This window comes from Nostoc sp. LEGE 06077, assembly GCF_015207705.1.
GTDB lineage: Bacteria > Cyanobacteriota > Cyanobacteriia > Cyanobacteriales > Nostocaceae > Nostoc_B.
On the sequence record NZ_JADEWI010000002.1, the window covers coordinates 234,528 to 251,956 of the forward strand.

General features: G+C 41.8%; 17 protein-coding genes and 1 pseudogene. 7 read left to right on the plus strand and 11 right to left on the minus strand.

What is annotated here, in order from left to right:
• The first annotated feature begins 59 nt into the window (after nt 1-59).
• The 4 genes and pseudogenes from IQ244_RS02395 to IQ244_RS02410 all read left to right on the plus strand — a co-directional run bounded on the left by IQ244_RS02395 (nt 60) and on the right by IQ244_RS02410 (nt 2,879).
• Complete coding sequence (locus tag IQ244_RS02395) at nt 60-1,259, plus strand: NAD(P)/FAD-dependent oxidoreductase (RefSeq protein ID WP_193889524.1); 1,200 nt, start codon at nt 60-62, stop codon at nt 1,257-1,259.
• 225 nt (nt 1,260-1,484) lie between these two features.
• Nucleotides 1,485-2,135: an HAD-IA family hydrolase gene (locus tag IQ244_RS02400; RefSeq protein WP_193889466.1), complete on the plus strand. Its 651-nt coding sequence runs from the start codon at nt 1,485-1,487 to the stop codon at nt 2,133-2,135.
• 1 nt (nt 2,136) lies between these two features.
• Nucleotides 2,137-2,556: pseudogene (locus tag IQ244_RS02405) on the plus strand (XisH family protein).
• Nucleotides 2,544-2,879, plus strand: a complete 336-nt coding sequence (locus tag IQ244_RS02410) for a XisI protein (protein WP_193889467.1) — start codon at nt 2,544-2,546, stop codon at nt 2,877-2,879. Before IQ244_RS02405 ends, IQ244_RS02410 begins: the two are co-directional and overlap by 13 nt.
• Nucleotides 2,880-3,006: 127 nt before the next feature.
• Here IQ244_RS02410 and IQ244_RS02415 read toward each other — a convergent pair whose 3' ends face one another.
• Both IQ244_RS02415 and folK read right to left on the minus strand, forming a co-directional pair.
• On the minus strand, nt 3,007-3,552 hold the full coding sequence (locus IQ244_RS02415; RefSeq protein WP_015115213.1) for an NUDIX hydrolase: 546 nt from the start codon (nt 3,550-3,552) through the stop codon (nt 3,007-3,009).
• A gap of 73 nt (nt 3,553-3,625) precedes the next feature.
• The gene (gene folK / locus IQ244_RS02420) at nt 3,626-4,174 is read right to left on the minus strand and encodes a 2-amino-4-hydroxy-6-hydroxymethyldihydropteridine diphosphokinase (RefSeq protein WP_193889525.1); all 549 of its coding nucleotides are present in this window, start codon (nt 4,172-4,174) and stop codon (nt 3,626-3,628) included.
• A 310-nt stretch (nt 4,175-4,484) separates the two neighbouring features.
• On the opposite strand from folK, the gene IQ244_RS02425 reads away from it, so the two are divergent.
• On the plus strand, nt 4,485-6,857 hold the full coding sequence (locus IQ244_RS02425; protein ID WP_193889468.1) for a transglycosylase domain-containing protein: 2,373 nt from the start codon (nt 4,485-4,487) through the stop codon (nt 6,855-6,857).
• A gap of 10 nt (nt 6,858-6,867) precedes the next feature.
• Entirely contained in the window at nt 6,868-7,464 is a 597-nt protein-coding gene (locus IQ244_RS02430) for a hypothetical protein (RefSeq protein WP_193889469.1), read from the plus strand.
• 15 nt (nt 7,465-7,479) lie between these two features.
• Here the strand turns inward: IQ244_RS02430 and IQ244_RS02435 are convergent, their stop codons facing one another.
• The 7 genes from IQ244_RS02435 to IQ244_RS02465 form a co-directional block, all read right to left on the minus strand.
• Nucleotides 7,480-7,812, minus strand: coding sequence for a hypothetical protein (locus IQ244_RS02435; protein WP_193889470.1), 333 nt, complete (start codon nt 7,810-7,812; stop codon nt 7,480-7,482).
• 183 nt (nt 7,813-7,995) lie between these two features.
• Nucleotides 7,996-8,400, minus strand: coding sequence for a hypothetical protein (locus IQ244_RS02440; protein WP_193889471.1), 405 nt, complete (start codon nt 8,398-8,400; stop codon nt 7,996-7,998).
• A gap of 32 nt (nt 8,401-8,432) precedes the next feature.
• Entirely contained in the window at nt 8,433-8,768 is a 336-nt protein-coding gene (locus IQ244_RS02445) for a hypothetical protein (protein ID WP_193889472.1), read from the minus strand.
• Nucleotides 8,769-9,008: 240 nt separating this feature from the next.
• A complete protein-coding gene (locus IQ244_RS02450) occupies nt 9,009-9,359 on the minus strand; it encodes a hypothetical protein (protein WP_193889473.1) in 351 nt (116 codons plus the stop codon).
• Between the two features lie 390 nt (nt 9,360-9,749).
• On the minus strand, nt 9,750-10,340 hold the full coding sequence (locus tag IQ244_RS02455) for a Crp/Fnr family transcriptional regulator (RefSeq protein ID WP_193889474.1): 591 nt from the start codon (nt 10,338-10,340) through the stop codon (nt 9,750-9,752).
• Nucleotides 10,341-10,608: 268 nt separating this feature from the next.
• Complete coding sequence (locus IQ244_RS02460; protein ID WP_193889475.1) at nt 10,609-11,382, minus strand: SDR family oxidoreductase; 774 nt, start codon at nt 11,380-11,382, stop codon at nt 10,609-10,611.
• Nucleotides 11,383-11,486: 104 nt separating this feature from the next.
• Complete coding sequence (locus IQ244_RS02465; protein WP_193889476.1) at nt 11,487-12,296, minus strand: nuclear transport factor 2 family protein; 810 nt, start codon at nt 12,294-12,296, stop codon at nt 11,487-11,489.
• 84 nt (nt 12,297-12,380) lie between these two features.
• Between IQ244_RS02465 and murG the strand changes: the two genes are divergently transcribed.
• Nucleotides 12,381-13,451, plus strand: coding sequence for an undecaprenyldiphospho-muramoylpentapeptide beta-N-acetylglucosaminyltransferase (gene murG, locus IQ244_RS02470; protein WP_193889477.1), 1,071 nt, complete (start codon nt 12,381-12,383; stop codon nt 13,449-13,451).
• Nucleotides 13,452-13,554: 103 nt separating this feature from the next.
• Here murG and IQ244_RS02475 read toward each other — a convergent pair whose 3' ends face one another.
• Nucleotides 13,555-14,136 carry an HPP family protein gene (locus IQ244_RS02475; RefSeq protein WP_193889478.1) on the minus strand — a complete coding sequence of 194 codons (582 nt, stop codon included), beginning with the start codon at nt 14,134-14,136 and terminating at the stop codon, nt 13,555-13,557.
• A gap of 341 nt (nt 14,137-14,477) precedes the next feature.
• Nucleotides 14,478-16,892, minus strand: coding sequence for a GH116 family glycosyl hydrolase (locus IQ244_RS02480; RefSeq protein WP_193889479.1), 2,415 nt, complete (start codon nt 16,890-16,892; stop codon nt 14,478-14,480).
• Nucleotides 16,893-17,429: the final 537 nt, after the last annotated feature.

The following is a 17,429-nucleotide window of genomic DNA, read 5'->3' on the forward strand; positions in this document are numbered from 1 at the left end:
AATAAATCATTACACTGAGAGGTAGATGCCCTGCTGGGATTGACCATCCTATACAAATGATGACTAAACAAACTAACAGAATTTTAATCCTGGGTGGAGGCTTTGGTGGCCTCTACACTGCGTTGCGCTTAAGCCAGTTACCTTGGGAATCTCAGCAAAAACCCGAAATTGTACTGGTAGATCAAAGCGATCGCTTTCTATTTTCCCCCTTACTCTACGAATTGCTTACAGGTGAACTGCAAACTTGGGAAATTGCGCCTCCCTTCGCCGAACTCCTCCAAGGCACAGGTGTACGCTTTTACCAAGCAGTAGTATCAGAAATTGATCCCGACCAACAACGGGTAAAATTACAAGACGGGCCAGAAATTGCCTACGATCGCTTAGTGCTGGCTTTAGGCGGCGAAACACCACTAGATATGGTTCCTGGTGCTGCATCTTACGCCCTACCTTTCCGCACTATCAATGATGCTTACCGCCTGGAACAACAACTGCAAATTTTGCAAGAATCCGATGCTGATAAAATTCGGATAGCGATCGTTGGCGCTGGTTACAGTGGCGTGGAACTCGCTTGTAAATTAGCCGACAGGCTAGGCGAAAAAGGACGTTTGCGGTTAATTGAAATCAGTGACCAAATTTTACGCACTTCCCCAGAGTTTAACCGCGAAACTGCCAAAAAAGCTTTAGATGCACGGGGTGTATTTATTGATTTAGAAACCAAAGTTGAATCAATTGGTGCAGATACCATTTCCCTAGAATACAAAAATCAGATTGATACAATTCCTGTAGATTTAGTCCTTTGGACTGTAGGTACACAAGTAGTACCTGTAGTGAGAAACTTACCTTTCAAGCAAAACCAGCGTCATCAAATTACTACCACACCTACCCTACAAGTTATTGACCACCCAGAAATTTTTGCCTTGGGAGATTTAGCCGACTGTCGTGATGTAGAAGATCAACAAATTCCCGCCACAGCCCAAGCAGCATTTCAACAAGCTGATTATACAGCGTGGAATATCTGGGCTTCTTTGAGCGATCGCCCATTGTTACCCTTCCACTATCAGAAACTAGGGGAAATGATGGCACTCGGTGTAGACAATGCCACTTTGACTGGTTTAGGAGTCAAACTCGACGGTTCTTTAGGATATGTGGCGCGTCGTTTAGCCTATCTGTATCGGATGCCGACTTTAGAACATCAACTCAAAGTTGGTTTTAATTGGCTCGTCCGTCCTATTATAGAGACAATTTCTCAGTCAATCTAAATCTCATACTATTTTGGATGGGGAGTTGTTTTGAGTGTTTGGGTTCTATCAATCCATCTGTGCCTTACCTGGTTCACACTAGTACAGTGCGGCGGAAATAAACAGACCATCTGGAATGGCTAAAAAGCTTGTGTTATCACTGTTCTTTCTTTTTCCTTTTGACTTTTTACTTTTGCCTTGTTGTACTAGTATCACGTTCAAAATACATTAATTACAAACAGTTTGATGGAACGACCGAAAGTTATTTTTCTGGATGCAGTCGGCACAATATTCGGCGTAAAAGGCAGTGTGGGCGAAGTATATAGTCAGATAGCCAAAGAATTTGGTGTAGAAGTTTCTGCTGCCAGATTAAATCAAGCATTTGTCCAAAGTTTTAAAGCCGCACCACCGCCGATATTCTTAGATGCCGAACCAGCAGATATACCTCAACGAGAATTCGATTGGTGGCGGATAATTGCCCTCAATACCTTTGAGGCGGCTGGTTTTCTCCAGCAATTTTCTGACTTTTCGGCTTTTTTTAGCGAACTTTACATTCACTTTGGTACGGCTGAACCTTGGTTTATCTATGCTGATGTTTTGCCTTCGCTGGTGAACTGGCGGCATTTGGGTATTGAATTAGGAATTATCTCTAACTTTGATTCTCGAATTTATTCAGTGTTGCAAAGTTTAGGTATTAGTGATTACTTCACTTCGGTGACAATTTCTACTCAAGCACGCGCTGCTAAACCTGATACCCAAATTTTTGCTGTTGCGTTAGAAAAACACGATTGTTTGCCAGAGGCAGCATGGCATATTGGTGATAGCATTATCGAAGATTATCAAGGGGCGAAAGCTGCGGGAATGCGGGGGATTTGGATAAATCGGGATAAAAAATAGAATGTCTGCTAGAGACAAATTTCATAACGCTGTCAAACAAGGCTTAGAAAAAGAAGGATGGGTAATTACTCATGACCCATTACGAATTGAATATGGTGGGGAGGATAAAATTTCGATAGATTTAGGAGCAGAGCAACTTCTAGGAGCAGAAAAGGCTGAACAAAAAATAGCTGTAGAAGTTAAAAGTTTTCTCAGCGATTCAGCTATTTTTGATTTTCATCTAGCTTTGGGTCAATTTTTGAATTACCGTCTAGTTTTAGAAGAAACTGAACCATAACGTCTTCTTTATTTAGCTGTTCCTAGTGAAGCTTATGACTCCTTTTTTTATCGGGATTTACCCAAGGCTTCTATAAAAAAATATGAAATTAAATTAATAATTTATGACTCACGTAATGAGGTACTATTCAAATGGATAAATTAACAAAATATCGCCAATATATTCAGCAGTTATTAACAGAAGAATCTCAAGGAAAAACTTTAGGAGGAGATATTGAATCAGAAACAGTCTTTGATTTAGTTAATGATCGTTACTTATTAATTGACTTAGGATGGAATGAACATCGGCGGATTTATAACTGTGTGCTGCATTTAGAAATTAGAGAAGAGAAAATTTGGATTCAACGCAATCAAACAGACACACTTATTGCCGATACATTAATAGCCAAGGGCGTTGCAAAAGATGATATTGTTTTGGGGCTGCAACCTCCATATATTAGAGAATATAGTAGATTTGGAGTTAGTTAATCTCCAAAAAAACAGGGATGTATGGGTTTTGCACATTAACGCCCTTATGGAAAAGTCAAAAGTCAGAGAATTTTTGACTTTTGACTTGATTCTACCGCTACACTTTTTTGCGTAAGTCCAAAAACAGCTACAAAAAAGGACGTGCTAAGAAAAAGCTGGCGATTGATTTAGCATCTACTGGTTCGCCTTGTAAAATTGCGGCTTCCAGTTCCTCTGGTGTCATAAGAACTGTTTCAATGTCTTCGTCTTCGTCTTGTTTTGGTGGTGTTTCTAGCTTTTCTAAATCTTGGGCGAGAAAAGCATAAATAATTTCGTCGGAATATCCAGGTGCTAGGAAAAACTCTCCCAGTTTGCGCCATTTTTGGGCGCTATAGCCTGTTTCTTCTTCAATTTCCCGCTTGACTGTTGCTTGCGGATCTTCATTGCGTTCTAAAGTTCCTGCGGGAAATTCTAAGATTCTGCCTTGAACGGCGAAGCGATATTGACGCACAAGTACCAGTTTTCCTTCATTGGTCACAGGTACAGCTAACGCCCCACCTGGGTGACGAATACATTCCCATTCGCCTTCCGATTTATTTGGTAAACGCAAGCGATTGACTTCAAAATCAAATTTGCGTCCTTTGTGAAATAGGCGTTGCTTTAATAACTGCGGTAATTCTCTACCTAATGGCATAGTTATAGTTTTATCTTTTCAAAATCAACGAACAAACACTGTTTGTCGTTTGTGGGATCAGAATTTTGCGTGTTTATTGGTAGTGACTTGAATTGCTCTTCAGTAAATGTACATCAGAACAGTCTACATCTTTTACCAACTGTTTGATCGTGTATCCGGAAACTGGCTCAATCCAATCTGGGGCAATTTCGGCTAGGGGAACTAAAACAAAGGCTCGCTCACGCATTCGCGGATGGGGGATTTGCAGGGTTGGTGTGTCGAGAATTACTTGATCGTACAACAACAAGTCTAAATCAAGCGATCGCGGCCCCCACCTTTCTTGGCGCACTCGTCCAAACTGCTGTTCTGTGGCTAATAAGGTTTCTAGTAATAACTGTGGTGTCATGTCTACTTGCATGATGACACAGCCATTAATGTAATCCGGCTGTGGCGGCCCTACTGCTTTGGTTATATACCAACTGGATGTTGCTTCTAATTGCATTGTTGGGATAACGCTTAACTGGGCGATCGCTGCGGCTAAAATTTTCGCAGATTCACCAAGATTACTCCCAAGTGCTACAGCTATCCTCACCCACTGCGAATAGCTAAGAGATTCTTGCCTACTATCATGAGGATGATTGATTATATTTTGCTCCCCATTGAGACCGGATAGTTTTAACAATTTTTCTTTGAAGAATTAAATAAAAATAACGACTGAATCTTGACAAAAATCAAGTATTAATTATGAGAATAATATTTTATGTAGCAATGAATTCAGTTAATTATTTATAGGATAATATACTAACACGAACGTAGTTAATTAACCCCGCAAAAGTCCTTTGGGCGGTTAATCTACGATGAATTAGAACAAGGAACTAACGTGGGGAATCTCACCTCCTGGTTCAAGCAACAACCAACAAAGTTTGAGTGACTCTGACAAGGAGGAACCGCGATTGTCGCCTGGAAATCAATATAAAAATGAGGAATCCACCACCGATAGCTTACCCCCAACCAAGGTGGGAAAGGTGAGGCAACTATTTGGTCAGATGGGTAATGTTTCATCGGGAATAGTTACCAGATTTACCAGTAGGGAAAAGCCGTTTTATCGTCGTTTCTGGTTTTGGGCAATACTCACTGTCGGTAGTGGTGTAGTGGCCGCGAAATACGTTATTGTCTCGATAGATAAAACTTTGCCAGATAAAGCAGAACTGCAAGCTTTTGTCCGTGAGCAAACATTAACAATCAAAGCCGCTAATGGTAATATCCTCCAGCAACAAGGAGAAGCTACCAGAGAACAACTCAAAATTGAACAAATTCCTGATAAGTTAAAAAAAGCCTTTATCGCCTCAGAAGATAGAAGATTTACCGAACACAACGGTGTTGATCCCCAAGGTATTGCTAGAGCAGGTTTAAATAACTTGCGATCGCAAAATGTGGTCGAAGGTGGTAGCACTATCACCCAACAATTAGCCCGAATTCTGTTCTTAAAACAAGAAAAGACAATCTGGCGCAAACTCAAAGAAGTCCGTCTCGCCCAGAAAATTGAGCAAGAATTTACTAAAGACCAAATTTTAGAACGTTATTTAAATTTGGTGTATTTAGGCTCAGGAGCTTATGGTGTAGGTGATGCAGCTTGGGTTTATTTCAGTAAACCAGTAGACCAACTGACCTTAGCCGAAGCAGCCACAATAGCTGGTTTGGCTCCCGCTCCAAGTTTGTATTCTCCCGAACAAAATCCCGTCGCCGCTAAACAACGGCGCAATTTAGTATTACAACGGATGCGGGAAGATGGGATTATTACCGCCGCCGAAAGTCAAGCCGCTGCTCAAGAACCATTAATTGTCCAAAGTAGCCAGCCCAAACGGCTCCAAGTAGAGTCTCCCTACTTTACTAGTTACGTTCAGCAAGAGTTACCCAAGTATGTTTCCCCTGATGTACTGGCGGTTGGTGGTTTAACAGTCGAAACCAGCTTAGACCCAAAATGGCAAACAGCAGCCGAAGCCGCAGTGACGAAAGTATTACGTAATCAAGGGCGTTGGGAAAACTTTAAGCAAGCCGCTTTAGTGGCTATAGACCCCCGCAGTGGGGAAATTAAAGCAATGGTGGGGGGTAAAGACTTTGGCAAAAACCAATTTAACCGCGTCACCCAAGCCAAACGTCAGCCAGGCTCGACATTTAAAGGATTTGTCTACGCAACAGCGATCGCTACAGGCAAAAGCCCTTACGATACCTATTTAGATGCGCCCTTTATTGTCGATGGCTACGAACCAAAAAACTATAGCGAAAAATTCCGGGGCTTGATGAATATGCGAGATGCCCTCACTCGCTCTGTGAATATAGTTGCGTTGAAAGTATTGCTAGATGTGGGATTTGCCCCGACGATCAAACTAGCCCATGATATGGGGATTAAGTCGGAACTCAAACCCAATTATTCTTTAGCCCTTGGCTCCAACGAAGTCAACCTTTTAGAATTAACCAGCGCCTACGGCAGTTTTGCCACCCAGGGATTACACGTAGAGCCGCATGGTATTCGGCGCATCCTCAACCGCCAAGGTCAAGTTATCTGGTCAGTCGATTTTAAATCACAACGAGCGCTAGATGCTGATAGTGCGGCAATTATGACTTGGATGCTGCGTAACGTTGTCGCCGAAGGGACTGGTGCAGCAGCCCAACTAGATAATCGACCTGTAGCAGGCAAGACCGGAACCTCCGATGAAGCTAGGGATTTGTGGTTTATTGGTTACATTCCCCAAGCTGTAGCAGGAGTTTGGCTAGGTAATGATGACAACCGCGCTACCTATGGGAGTAGTAGCAGTGCAGCCTACACCTGGCATGAATTTATGGCCAAAGCCATAGAGGGAATGCCTGTCGAAAAATTCCCGGAAAGACCAAAGTTAGACGGTCGCAAAGGCACAATTAAAGCTCAACCCATCAAACCGAAGAAAATCCTCAACAGTTCTAGCGACGATAATGATGAGGTAAATTCCAGCGATGGCGATGATAGCGGCTCATCTAGAAGACGGCGGAGATACCAAGAGCAAGATGATAATGCTGACACGCCAAGAAGACGCAGACGCAGTTACCAACAGCAAGAGAATAATACGGAAACACCCAAAAGACGGCGGCGCTTCCGCACTGTAGAAAATGATTCCAGTGCCTCAGCCACAGAACCATCCCGTTCTCGCAGAAGATCCAGACAAGTGGAATCAGAATCTCCCACACCTCAAAGGTCTCGGCGGTCTTCACCGTCAACTAGTAATAGTTCGGGTTCAGCATCAACATCAAGTTGGCGCGATAGACTGAGACCAGGGTCATCCTCACAATAGTTAACTTGCCATGACTGCTGAGTTACCATCACTTGCTACATCTGAGTTTGTCGCCACGTTAAAACAAGCGGGCAAAAATAGCGATCGCCCATCAGCTAAAGTAATAGTTGATGCTCTGTTACAAGCTGAAAAAACCACCAAACAGCAACGAATTAGCTATAACTTTGATTCTCTTGTTGGTACATGGCGGCTGTGCTTTGCCACCGGAACACGTAAAGTGAGACAGCGCGGCGGCATAATTTTGGGTAAAGGCTTTTATTGGCCTAAATTTACGCCAACTTATATTTCCTTTAGTCAAGCAACATCAGCCAAAGCAGAAATTAGCAATCAGGTGAAACTAGGGTCTGTGTTTCTTAAACTCACAGGCCCAGCCAAATATTTAGGCAAAAAAAATCTCTTGGCCTTTGATTTTACCCACATCCAAATTAGTGTTTTTGGTCGTGTTATTTACAATAAACCTTTAGGCAGAAATAAATCACAAACAAAAGATTTTGACAACGAACCCATAGCTAAATTGCCATTCTTTGCTTTCTTTTTAATTACAGAAGATTTTATCGCCGCCCGTGGCCGGGGAGGCGGACTAGCACTGTGGTTTCGAGAGAGATAATCTGGGCTAAATCAACTATCTATCCCAACTATTATTACGATACTTTTTGTAACGTCCATAATTATTTCCCCGGTCACGGCGGGAATTTTCCTGCCGTCCATAACCTTGATTTCGGTTAAAGTTACCACGTCGCTGATAAGGTGACTGACGACGATTTATCCGCCCTCGGCTATTTTGTTGACGATTAGTTTGATTAATTATTTGGATAATTGTATTGTTATCCCCATTAATCGCCGCCGTTTGGTTTGCTCCTTGATTACTGTTAACCTCGGCTAACGTAGGCGAAGCAACCAGCCCAAAAGTTGCAACTGCTGTTAAAAGACTAAAAATAAATTTTTTCTTGCTCATCTTCGCCATACTTTAAATCAACTTATTGAATAACCACCAATATCTAAAATTTTGTGGGGCTTGTACCCTTTTAATTACGAATTCGTAATTATTGAGCCATCAGATTTATCTTTATTAAGCCAAAATCTCACATCCCAAATTGTTTAACGGGTTCAAGCCTGCACCTAAATAAACTGATAGATTTCAGCGGCGGAAATTACGAGGTCTAGTTAAAGATGGGTCATAGGCTGGGTTGTAAACATCCACTTTCACCCCAACAGGAACCTTAATAGTCGGCCCATTTATCCCTGTACCGTTACCTCTACCACCATTGATGCGTTGTCTGCTGGTACGTTGTTGGTTTGCTCGTCCACTACCTGTATAAACTTGGGTACCAACTTGTGTAATTGCGTTTCCTGAGCATCGGCCTTGATTTTGCAAATCCACATTATTGCTCTGTCGAGAAGGCTGTCTAGAGCCACGAACAGCCACTTGCACAGAAACGTCGGTCATCACACACTGTGCAACCGCAGAATCACTAAAAGCAGGTGATATCGCTAATAAAGTACTGCTCGATAACCATCCAAGTAATAAAATTTTGGATCTCATACTTACCTCCTGGTCAATATCAACGGTAATTACTATCGACACACAGTTGTAGAAGTCGTGCTTTGAGCAACGCTGCTTCTACCTGAGTAACTTGTTTGATGCTTAGTGTAGCTAGAAGTGTAGCGACGACAGGGTGCTTGCCGATAATATCGCCGCAGACGACGACGGGAATAAGAATCTGATGGAGTATAGTAACTATCTGTTGGTTGATCCCTGTCTTCTTCAGAAGTTATTCTCACCCCATTATCGGAATCAACTATTGTTGTACCGTCATCTGTACGGATTTCAATTCTGGATGCGCTGGCTGCACTTGGCAAAACCATGAGCGCTAATAAAATCGCTAAGGGTAAAGACTTTTTCGCTATCATGATAAAGTTTCTCCATTTATGGAGGCAAAAAGCTTTTTGATGCTGAATCAATTCAAAAAGCCCAACAATTTTAAACTTGATTAACTCAATAATTAGCTTATAACTCCCAACCTTAAAGAAGATTGGGAGTTTCAGAGACCATTTATAAAGTGAATACTTAGATAGGATATGTCTCTAAAGCCGTAACACACCCTACTGGAATTTTATTTTTACTTTATAAATAATCACTTAGTACTCAGACTATCTCCGACGCTGATCACGACGAATAGAGTTTCTTTGTATGTTAATTAGCCTAGAGCGTTGGCCAATTCTACCGCCATCACCTACAGCGCCAGCAGATTGACCTGTGTATTGACCATTGTCTTGATTGACACGTCCGCCAGAACGCCGACCTCTAATGCGCTGACGACTGTTTTGGATATTAATTTGATCTGCTCGTTGATAAATTTGGCTGTCATTGCCTACAATAGCAGCGTTTTGCTCGACAGTCTGGGTACTTGTTTGGTTAGTTTCAGCATGAACAGGTAAGGAAGCCAATCCTAAAGCTGCAACTGAGAAGATGCTTACCAGATAACGTTTTGAAAATATCATGCTCACCTCAATTTATTAATTTTGAGTCCGGTGAAAGAAACACTTTTATGCACAAAAAGTGTGCAAAACTATCCACAGGTTTCTTAGCTTATGTTCTTACATCTTACATGAATATTTTCTCTGTTATTTAGAATAATTTCGTCTTTTATATGCCTATATATTTATATGAATTAAAAATAATGCTAGGGGAGCAAATCTAGCAAAGTATAAAAATCTCTCTATTTCTAGTCTTTAGCGATGATTTTTAAATTAAGTATAGAGAAAGACTTGAAAGTAAAGTAATTACTGGTACTTTACTTAAACCTGATTTTGCTCAAAATGAGATGAGATTTTTTAGTTTTTATCCGCCAGATTGATTACTGGCTAATCAAGGTTTTGCAGTTACTGAATTTAAATTTCATAGTACCAAATATCTTCTTCTCGCACGACGATGCGATGGAGGGATAGACGGTCAATTAAACCTTCTTCTTCAAATTGTCCTAAAATTCGCGTGATGGTAACACGGGTAGAACCAAGCATTTCTGCTAGGTCTTCATGAGTTAACCGCATATCGATTAAACGTCCTTGTTCAACTTGTGAACCGAATTTTTTTGATAACCATGCTAATAGTTTAATCAGCATAGTATCAACTTTTTTATAACTACGAATTACCATTAATTCTTGAGCTTGTTGGATATGTGCTAGTAGAGTCTCTTGTGCTTGATACCAATCTTCCATGAGCAAGCTTTTGACTTCTACTTTGGTTAAGCACTCCATTTGATAAGGTTCTATTTTTGACAAAGCTTTACTGATGGTATCTCCAGGCCCCCATAATCCTAGAGCCACTGTTGTACCATCTTCTAAATAAGTAAAAGTCCGTACAAAGCCTTTTTCGATTTGCCAAAGAACATTTTGTTGGTCTGGCAGGAATGACCGTCTGGTAAAATGCTGCTTGGCGTTCTTCGCAGGTGCGTTAGACAAGCTTGAGTGTAAAGACACCATGATCTATAGTACGATTTTTCCATGTATTAACCGTAGTATACATAATAGATCAAGCTAAATGAACTTGCAGGTAGAGAAAAAATCTGCTTTGGGGAAGAGGTATAAAAGTATCTTAGTGATATTTCTCGGTGGATACTGCTGTGTGATGAAGTGAGACGCAGCGAAATTGGGTGTAGGGATATAGGGATTCAAAACCCTTGTATCCCCACCCGTCCCAAGGTGGCTTGGGTTGGTAAGCAGATGGCTGGCTGTAGCCATCAAGAATACTTTAATTATGCCGATGAACGAGAGTAGCACTAGCTTGATCTACAGGCATGAGTATGACTTCGTTAATATTGACATGGGGCGATCGCGTGGTGCAGAAAAAGATCACATCAGCGATATCATCAGGAGTTAAGGGATTTACACCTTGATACACCCGCTTGGCGCGTTCCCCATCGCCATGAAACCGCACTTCACTAAATTCTGTTTCCACCATCCCAGGATCAACGGAAGTTACACGTATGGGAGTACCCAACAGGTCTTGTTTCAAGCCTTCGGAAATTGCTTTGACAGCCGCTTTTGTTGCACAGTAGACATTTCCCCCTGGGTAAGTTTGATGTCCGGCGATGGAACCAAGGTTGACGATATGACCACGACCGCGTTTTACCATCCCTGGAACAACATAACGACTGAGGTACAGCAAACCTTTAATATTGGTATCTATCATTTCTTCCCAGTCTTGAAAGTCGCCTTCATACAGCTTATCTAAACCGCGACTTAAACCAGCGTTGTTGATGAGAATATCTATATTCGACCAGTCGGCAGGCAGATTAGTAATAGTAGATTCTACCGCAGGGCGATCGCGCACATCTAGCTGTAATAAATGAGTTGCTGTGCCAAACTCTTGATTAAGGGTATCGGCTAACTCTTGCAAGCGTTCCAGTCGTCGCGCTGCTAAGATCAACCTTGCACCAGCACCAGCAAAAACTTTGGCACAAGCAGTCCCAATTCCACTGCTTGCACCAGTAATTAACACAATTTGATTTTGTAGGGAAATCATTGTTAGTCAAGAGTCAATGGTCAAGAGTTTATTGTCCAATAATTCTGAACTATTGACCAAAACGAAGAATAGAGGATGATATATCATCCTCTATTCTTCATACTTCATTTCACTACTCGCAAACGTTGAGTCACCATTGTGATCCCTTCACCCCGAACAATTACCGCCGAAATCCAGTGGCTACCAGCAGTTGCGGGTGCGCGTCCGACTTTAAAGATTCCCCCGGATGTGAGTAATTGCAGATCTAAGGTTGAAGGATTGAGATATTTTTCGACTGTAACGGGTTCTTCCACTGCTGTTCCTAACAGAAAATCATCCCCTAAAGGTTCTTTAACAATTACATCAACACTATACGGCTGTCCAACTTTCACTTGCTGGGGTAATTTGAAATCAAGTTGAGGTGGTTGATTACCAGAGGTAATTAGGGTACGTTCCCCTAAGATGTCTTGACTGATAATTTTTCCACCGGCAATTCGTTGGCGGGATGTAACTGTAGCATTCAGGGCTAAGTTATTAGCGTTAGTTGATGGGGCGCTAGAAATGTTAGTTACTGTTTCGGCAACAATGGTATTACCTTCAGATTTCCAAGATTGTAGCTTTGTGGTGTAGCGTAATTGGGGATATTGTTTCCACAGAGTCAGCAGTGCTTTTTCTAGGTTTGTCCGGTTTAACCCATCTCCATTGGTAAAATTAGGACTATAGAATTGGAGTACTGCTTTAGAATTACCTTTACTAGCAGCTGTATCAATTTGTGTTAGTAAATTGTTTATTGCTGCGGGGGCATTTTGGGGAGTGGCAGCTTGCACAGTGTGTAAACTGCTAGTTAAACCCAGTGTCAGCAGCGATAATAACAGCCAACTTGGAGCAGAAAATCTCGGTTGGCGTTGGAGGAATACAGCAATAATGTTAGTCATTGGTAACAGTTTACTGATTTTATTCATGAACGTAGGGAAATTGTTTTATCTTAATGAAGCTAGGCGCTAAACGGTAGAGGTTTGATGACAAACGCACCGATAAAATTACTCATAGCTGCCAGTGGGACTGGTGGACATTTGTTTCCAGCGATCGCACTGGCAGAAAAACTGCCAGACTATGAAATTGAATGGTTGGGTGTGCCGAATCGACTAGAAACGCAACTTGTTCCCAAACAGTACCCCTTGAATACTATTCCAGTTGAAGGGTTCCAGCAAGGTTTCGGACTCGCATCTCTAAAGATTTTGGTTAAACTCATTGGTTCGATTATAGAAGTTCGACGAATTCTCAAACAGGGCAAATTTCAGGGCGTGTTTACGACAGGCGGTTATATTGCAGGGCCTGCGGTGATTGCGGCGCGTTCTTTGGGTTTACCTGTAGTTTTTCACGAATCTAACGCTTTACCAGGAAAAGTGACATGCTTTTTTGGCCCTTGGTGCAATGCAATGGCGCTGGGGTTTGCAGCAGCAGCTAAGTATTTACCCAAAGCGAAAAATGTCTGTGTTGGTACACCAGTGCGATCGCAATTTTTAGCGGCAGAAATTCCCCCGCTAGATTTAGCTATCCCCGATAATGCGCCGTTAATTGTGGTTTTTGGTGGTAGTCAAGGCGCAGTGGCTGTGAATAAATTCGTTCGTCAAGCGGCAAGTGCTTGGTTAGATATTGGTGCTTATATTGTGCATTTAACAGGCGATCGCGATCCCGATGCCGGGATTTTTAAACATCCCCAATATATAGAGTTACCCTTTTATGACAATATGGCGGCGCTGTTGCGACGTGCAACTTTAGCAATTAGTCGTTCTGGTGCTGGTAGCTTAACAGAATTAGCCGTGTGTGGCACACCGGCAATTTTGATCCCTTACCCTTTTGCAGCGGAAGATCATCAATCTTACAACGCAGATGTATTTACCAAAGCTGGTGCAGCAATTACAGATAAACAATCAGAGTTAACAGCCGAAAAATTGCAAACTCAAGTTTTACAGTTATTGCAAAATCCCGCCGAGTTAACCAAAATGAGGGAAAATGCCAAAGCGATCGCAGTTCCTGATAGTGCCGATAAATTGGCTTCTTTATTGCGAGAAGTCTTGGAAACTTAAACAATTCAGTCGAGAAGATTTGCTGTAAAGACACGAAATTTCGTGTCTTTTTTATCTATGAGTATGGATTACTTATGAATATGGGAGTCGGATTGACGAACTTTTATAGCCAGTACTTGGGATAAGTCCTCTCCTTGGCTAGATTATTAAAAATAACAGCACATAATACAAGGATAATAGAACCTTCTAATACAGGTGTGAACAGAAAATGCCAAGGAGCTTTAGTCATCATTACAACTAATACAACTGCACCTGAAGGTGGATGCAAAGTAGCAGTTAATTGCATTATTCCAATAGCAGTAGCAACAGCCATTCCCATTGCCCAAGGTTCTGAACCAAAAAGATGCAGCACAATCAGGCTGACAATAGCCGCCAAACAATTACCACCAATGACATTCCGCGGTTGAGCCAAAGGACTATCAGGTACACCAAAAATCAAAACGCTAGTAGCACCAAAAGGAGCAATTAGTAAAGGAGAATTAGTTTTAACAGAAAGGTAAGCTGTTAAAGCTATGCCAAAAAAACTCCCGCACCAACTCCAAAAAATATGTTTGTGATGAGGAATATCTAAAGTAACGGAGCGTCTACTTGCACGAATTTTAAACCAGTAGCCGTGTAGTAATTTATAGTAAAAATTTTTGATATATGTATGATTAATTTGTCTTTTCGATAAAAAACTTTTCATGGTTAATTAGGAAAAATAAAAGAAACTAGCCTTAATCCAAAATGTTGCTTTTCTCTCAATAAATGTTAGGTAAGAATTTACATATATTTTATTTAGGGAGACAGAAACTGAAATACTTTTAAAAAGTCATGATTTCATGACATTAATTTTTAGAATACTCCCTAACTATGTCAATAAAACTTTAAAAAGATATAAATAACTGATATCAAATATTAGATAAAGTTATATTTTAGGAAAAAATAATCAGAAGTCTGTTTTTCTGGGAAAGAATTGTATTAATGAAAAAGCTTGGAATTACTTTATCTCAACTCCAAGCTTCATCCTCAGCACAACATTTTCTACTATTTACTCATCACTAAATAAATACCCCAAATAGCCATCGCCCGGAGATAAGTACTGGCGCGGAAAGTCCCGGCGGCGGTAATGGCTTCGGGTGTGCGGAATTGCAAGCCATTGTTATAAACTTGCTCGACTACAGCTTGTGTTAGCCGCAACGCTTCATCCTGCATTCCCATTTGTACCAGAAACGCTGCTAATCCAAAATTGATTCCTGTCCAAACTTCTAAAGGATGGGTGGCTTTGGGGTTTTCTGGTGAACCATCGGGAAGCACACCATTCGCCGCACCAAATTCACCATTTTGGAACTTCAAAAAGCAAGCATCATAAACAGTCTTCAGGGCAGATAAAGCGCGATCGCTCGGTACAATATCGGGTAGTTCTAGTAATCTGGCATAAAATTGCCCACACAATTGATCTGCCATCACCACAGCAGAACAACTCTCACTATCTAACCTGTAATATTGTCCATTCCACAACTTTTCCTCATAGATAGGACGAGATTGCGCTAACCATCCCTCATAAATAGACTTCTGTTTCTCTTTCTCCGCGCCCTCTGCGCCTTGGCGGTTAGTTATTAAAATATCACTAATTGCGATCGCCGCCTCCAAAGCCGCCAACCACAAACCACCACAATAAGCACTCACCCCCAACAACCGCCAATCATCAAAAGTTTGATCTGGTGCGCCAGAGTTCTCTGGAATTCCATCGCCATCTTTGTCGAAAGTTTTCAAATAATCCAGAGTTTGGACAATTGCATCCCAACAATCTGCTAAAAACTCCACATCATCAGCACCCGTCAGCAAATAATCGCGGTAAACTTGCAAGACAAAATCACAGCTTAAATCCTTCCACAAATTACAGTCTTGATAACAGGTGTAATTCGTCTTCTCCCAAACGTGTTCATTGGGTGCGCCTAAATCGTGGGGTGTAGCACCAGCAACTTTACGGGTGGCGGTTGTTGTATCTGCACCAATGGTATAGTAATAGCCAATAATCCGTTGATGGTCATCACTTTGGGGAATTCCCCGTGCAAACGCCCGCATCACCGACTTTTCTAATTCGGGGAATAGTAGCAGCAAGCCAAAGGAACCATATAACCGCACATCTAAACTTTCATACCAGCGGTAATCCAAACATTCCAGCACCGCAAATTGGCCGATAGGATCGATTTCTGATGCTGCACTCCAGAGAGTACCACCACTAGTTAAGTCGTATAATTCGTTAAATAGCGCCATTTTGAACCAATGTGGCAAATCTTCGCGGTTGAGAATTGGCGCTTGCCAACTTTGAATTTGCGATCGCCAAGTTGGATAATTTGCTAAGGCAGTAGTCGCAATTTCCCAGGCTTGATTCCCGTCTTTACCGAAGAAATCTGTATATCTACGGTAATAATTCACTCCCGCAGCAAATTCTGTTACCGGGAAATCCCAAGTCAAGACAAAGGGAATTTCTAAAGTTTCCCCTGGTTGGAGAGTGAAGCGAACTGCGATCGCACTTCCTAGACGTTGATTTTCTCCTGCTGGATTGGTATCTAGATAATTAGGTAAAGAACCATCAGCCGCAAAGCTTTGCCATATCTCCTCACCCGTACCTTCAAGATGCCATTTACTGTGGTGAAAAACTTCCACTTGAGGATGTTTCAAGGTGGCAATACACCAACTCCCATCACCTTCTTGTACAGGTTGAGTAATTCCCACCCTGCCTAAAAAGCAACCAAAATATTCCGAATTTTCCACTACCTGATTGTAATTACCCTGACTTTCACCCCAGCGTGGCTGATATTCATAAACTGGACTACCATCATCGCGTATCTGCACTTCCGGCGACTTCAACGCATTAGTAAACCAGCCCACCATATTTTCCCAAGTCAACATAATGCTGAGAGTAATCGGTGCATTGCTGGGGTTATGCGCCTTCCACAAAAACACCGCCACCGGATAACTCGTTTCTTGGTAATTATTTGCCCAAATCGGCGAAAACTGTTCACAAGTTAGCTGTGCTTGAAACACATTTTCATACACAAACCAACTACGCGGATATAAAGCATGATATGTCCCAGTAGAAGTTGACTCACTACTTGCTGGATACCATTGCCAAGCATTGAGACTATTCTCTTCTGGTAATGTAGTAGATAAAGCGTAGGCTTGAGAAGTTGTGCCATGAGACTCAAACACACTGAATTGACAAACCGGCACATTTTTAAAGATATGTTCACCGCCATCGATGTGCCACAGGTTAAAATCTCCCCTCGAAGAACGCCCGATGCAACCTGCACCAAAACCACCCAACGGCATCCCATGCCAAGGGCCATCATCAATATTACTGGCATAGCGGACTGTATAAGGTTTGTCCCAGCCTAAGCCGATGGGACGATTCCAAGTGTAGTTAGGAATTTTTGGGGAGTGTTGATTTGTCATCGCCTGATGTCACAGCGTGCAGTTACGCTAAGGAAGCTTAACGCGATGTGTCATTTTTCTCAAGTTTTTTCTCCAAAGTATAAATGACTTCCTTTAGGAAGATGAACTGTCAAGCTAGTACGTTTACATTAATCACGGATGTCTGCTTAAGCACTAGGACATTTTTCGGCTTAACCTGTGGTTAAGCCTTTTTTTTGGGAAATTTGCTGCGATCGCTGACATCTTTGACACTATTTTTGCAATAATTAAATGTGTCTTATGCAATAATCGCATCAACGCGGATGCAATAAATTCCAACAAATGCGATTCTCATTGTTGTAGGAATAGGTTGATGCTGATAGAGATAGATACCCCTGGCAAAAGCTGGGGGCTTTTTATTTGCAGCCAAGCTATAGTAAAGTTTTGATCTGCTATGGGAATCCGATTTGATTTCCAAATTGATTAGTGTAGGGCGGAAGTAGGGAGTGAAGAGTGGGAATTGTGTCAATTTAAGGTAAAACTCACATCCTGCAAGGAACTCAAGTTCCTTGCTCATAG

Excerpts from the sequence above, each read along its gene's own strand:
- IQ244_RS02450 (WP_193889473.1), bottom strand. The coding sequence starts at position 9,359 with ATGATATTTTCAAAACGTTATCTGGTAAGCATCTTCTCAGTTGCAGCT.
- IQ244_RS02395 (WP_193889524.1), top strand. The coding sequence starts at position 60 with ATGACTAAACAAACTAACAGAATTTTAATCCTGGGTGGAGGCTTTGGT.
- IQ244_RS02460 (WP_193889475.1), bottom strand. The coding sequence starts at position 11,382 with ATGATTTCCCTACAAAATCAAATTGTGTTAATTACTGGTGCAAGCAGT.
- IQ244_RS02430 (WP_193889469.1), top strand. The coding sequence starts at position 6,868 with ATGACTGCTGAGTTACCATCACTTGCTACATCTGAGTTTGTCGCCACG.
- IQ244_RS02475 (WP_193889478.1), bottom strand. The coding sequence starts at position 14,136 with ATGAAAAGTTTTTTATCGAAAAGACAAATTAATCATACATATATCAAA.
- IQ244_RS02480 (WP_193889479.1), bottom strand. The coding sequence starts at position 16,892 with ATGACAAATCAACACTCCCCAAAAATTCCTAACTACACTTGGAATCGT.
- IQ244_RS02465 (WP_193889476.1), bottom strand. The coding sequence starts at position 12,296 with ATGACTAACATTATTGCTGTATTCCTCCAACGCCAACCGAGATTTTCT.
- IQ244_RS02445 (WP_193889472.1), bottom strand. The coding sequence starts at position 8,768 with ATGATAGCGAAAAAGTCTTTACCCTTAGCGATTTTATTAGCGCTCATG.
- IQ244_RS02435 (WP_193889470.1), bottom strand. The coding sequence starts at position 7,812 with ATGAGCAAGAAAAAATTTATTTTTAGTCTTTTAACAGCAGTTGCAACT.
- IQ244_RS02410 (WP_193889467.1), top strand. The coding sequence starts at position 2,544 with ATGGATAAATTAACAAAATATCGCCAATATATTCAGCAGTTATTAACA.
- IQ244_RS02415 (WP_015115213.1), bottom strand. The coding sequence starts at position 3,552 with ATGCCATTAGGTAGAGAATTACCGCAGTTATTAAAGCAACGCCTATTT.
- IQ244_RS02455 (WP_193889474.1), bottom strand. The coding sequence starts at position 10,340 with ATGGTGTCTTTACACTCAAGCTTGTCTAACGCACCTGCGAAGAACGCC.
- IQ244_RS02440 (WP_193889471.1), bottom strand. The coding sequence starts at position 8,400 with ATGAGATCCAAAATTTTATTACTTGGATGGTTATCGAGCAGTACTTTA.
- IQ244_RS02400 (WP_193889466.1), top strand. The coding sequence starts at position 1,485 with ATGGAACGACCGAAAGTTATTTTTCTGGATGCAGTCGGCACAATATTC.
- murG (WP_193889477.1), top strand. The coding sequence starts at position 12,381 with ATGACAAACGCACCGATAAAATTACTCATAGCTGCCAGTGGGACTGGT.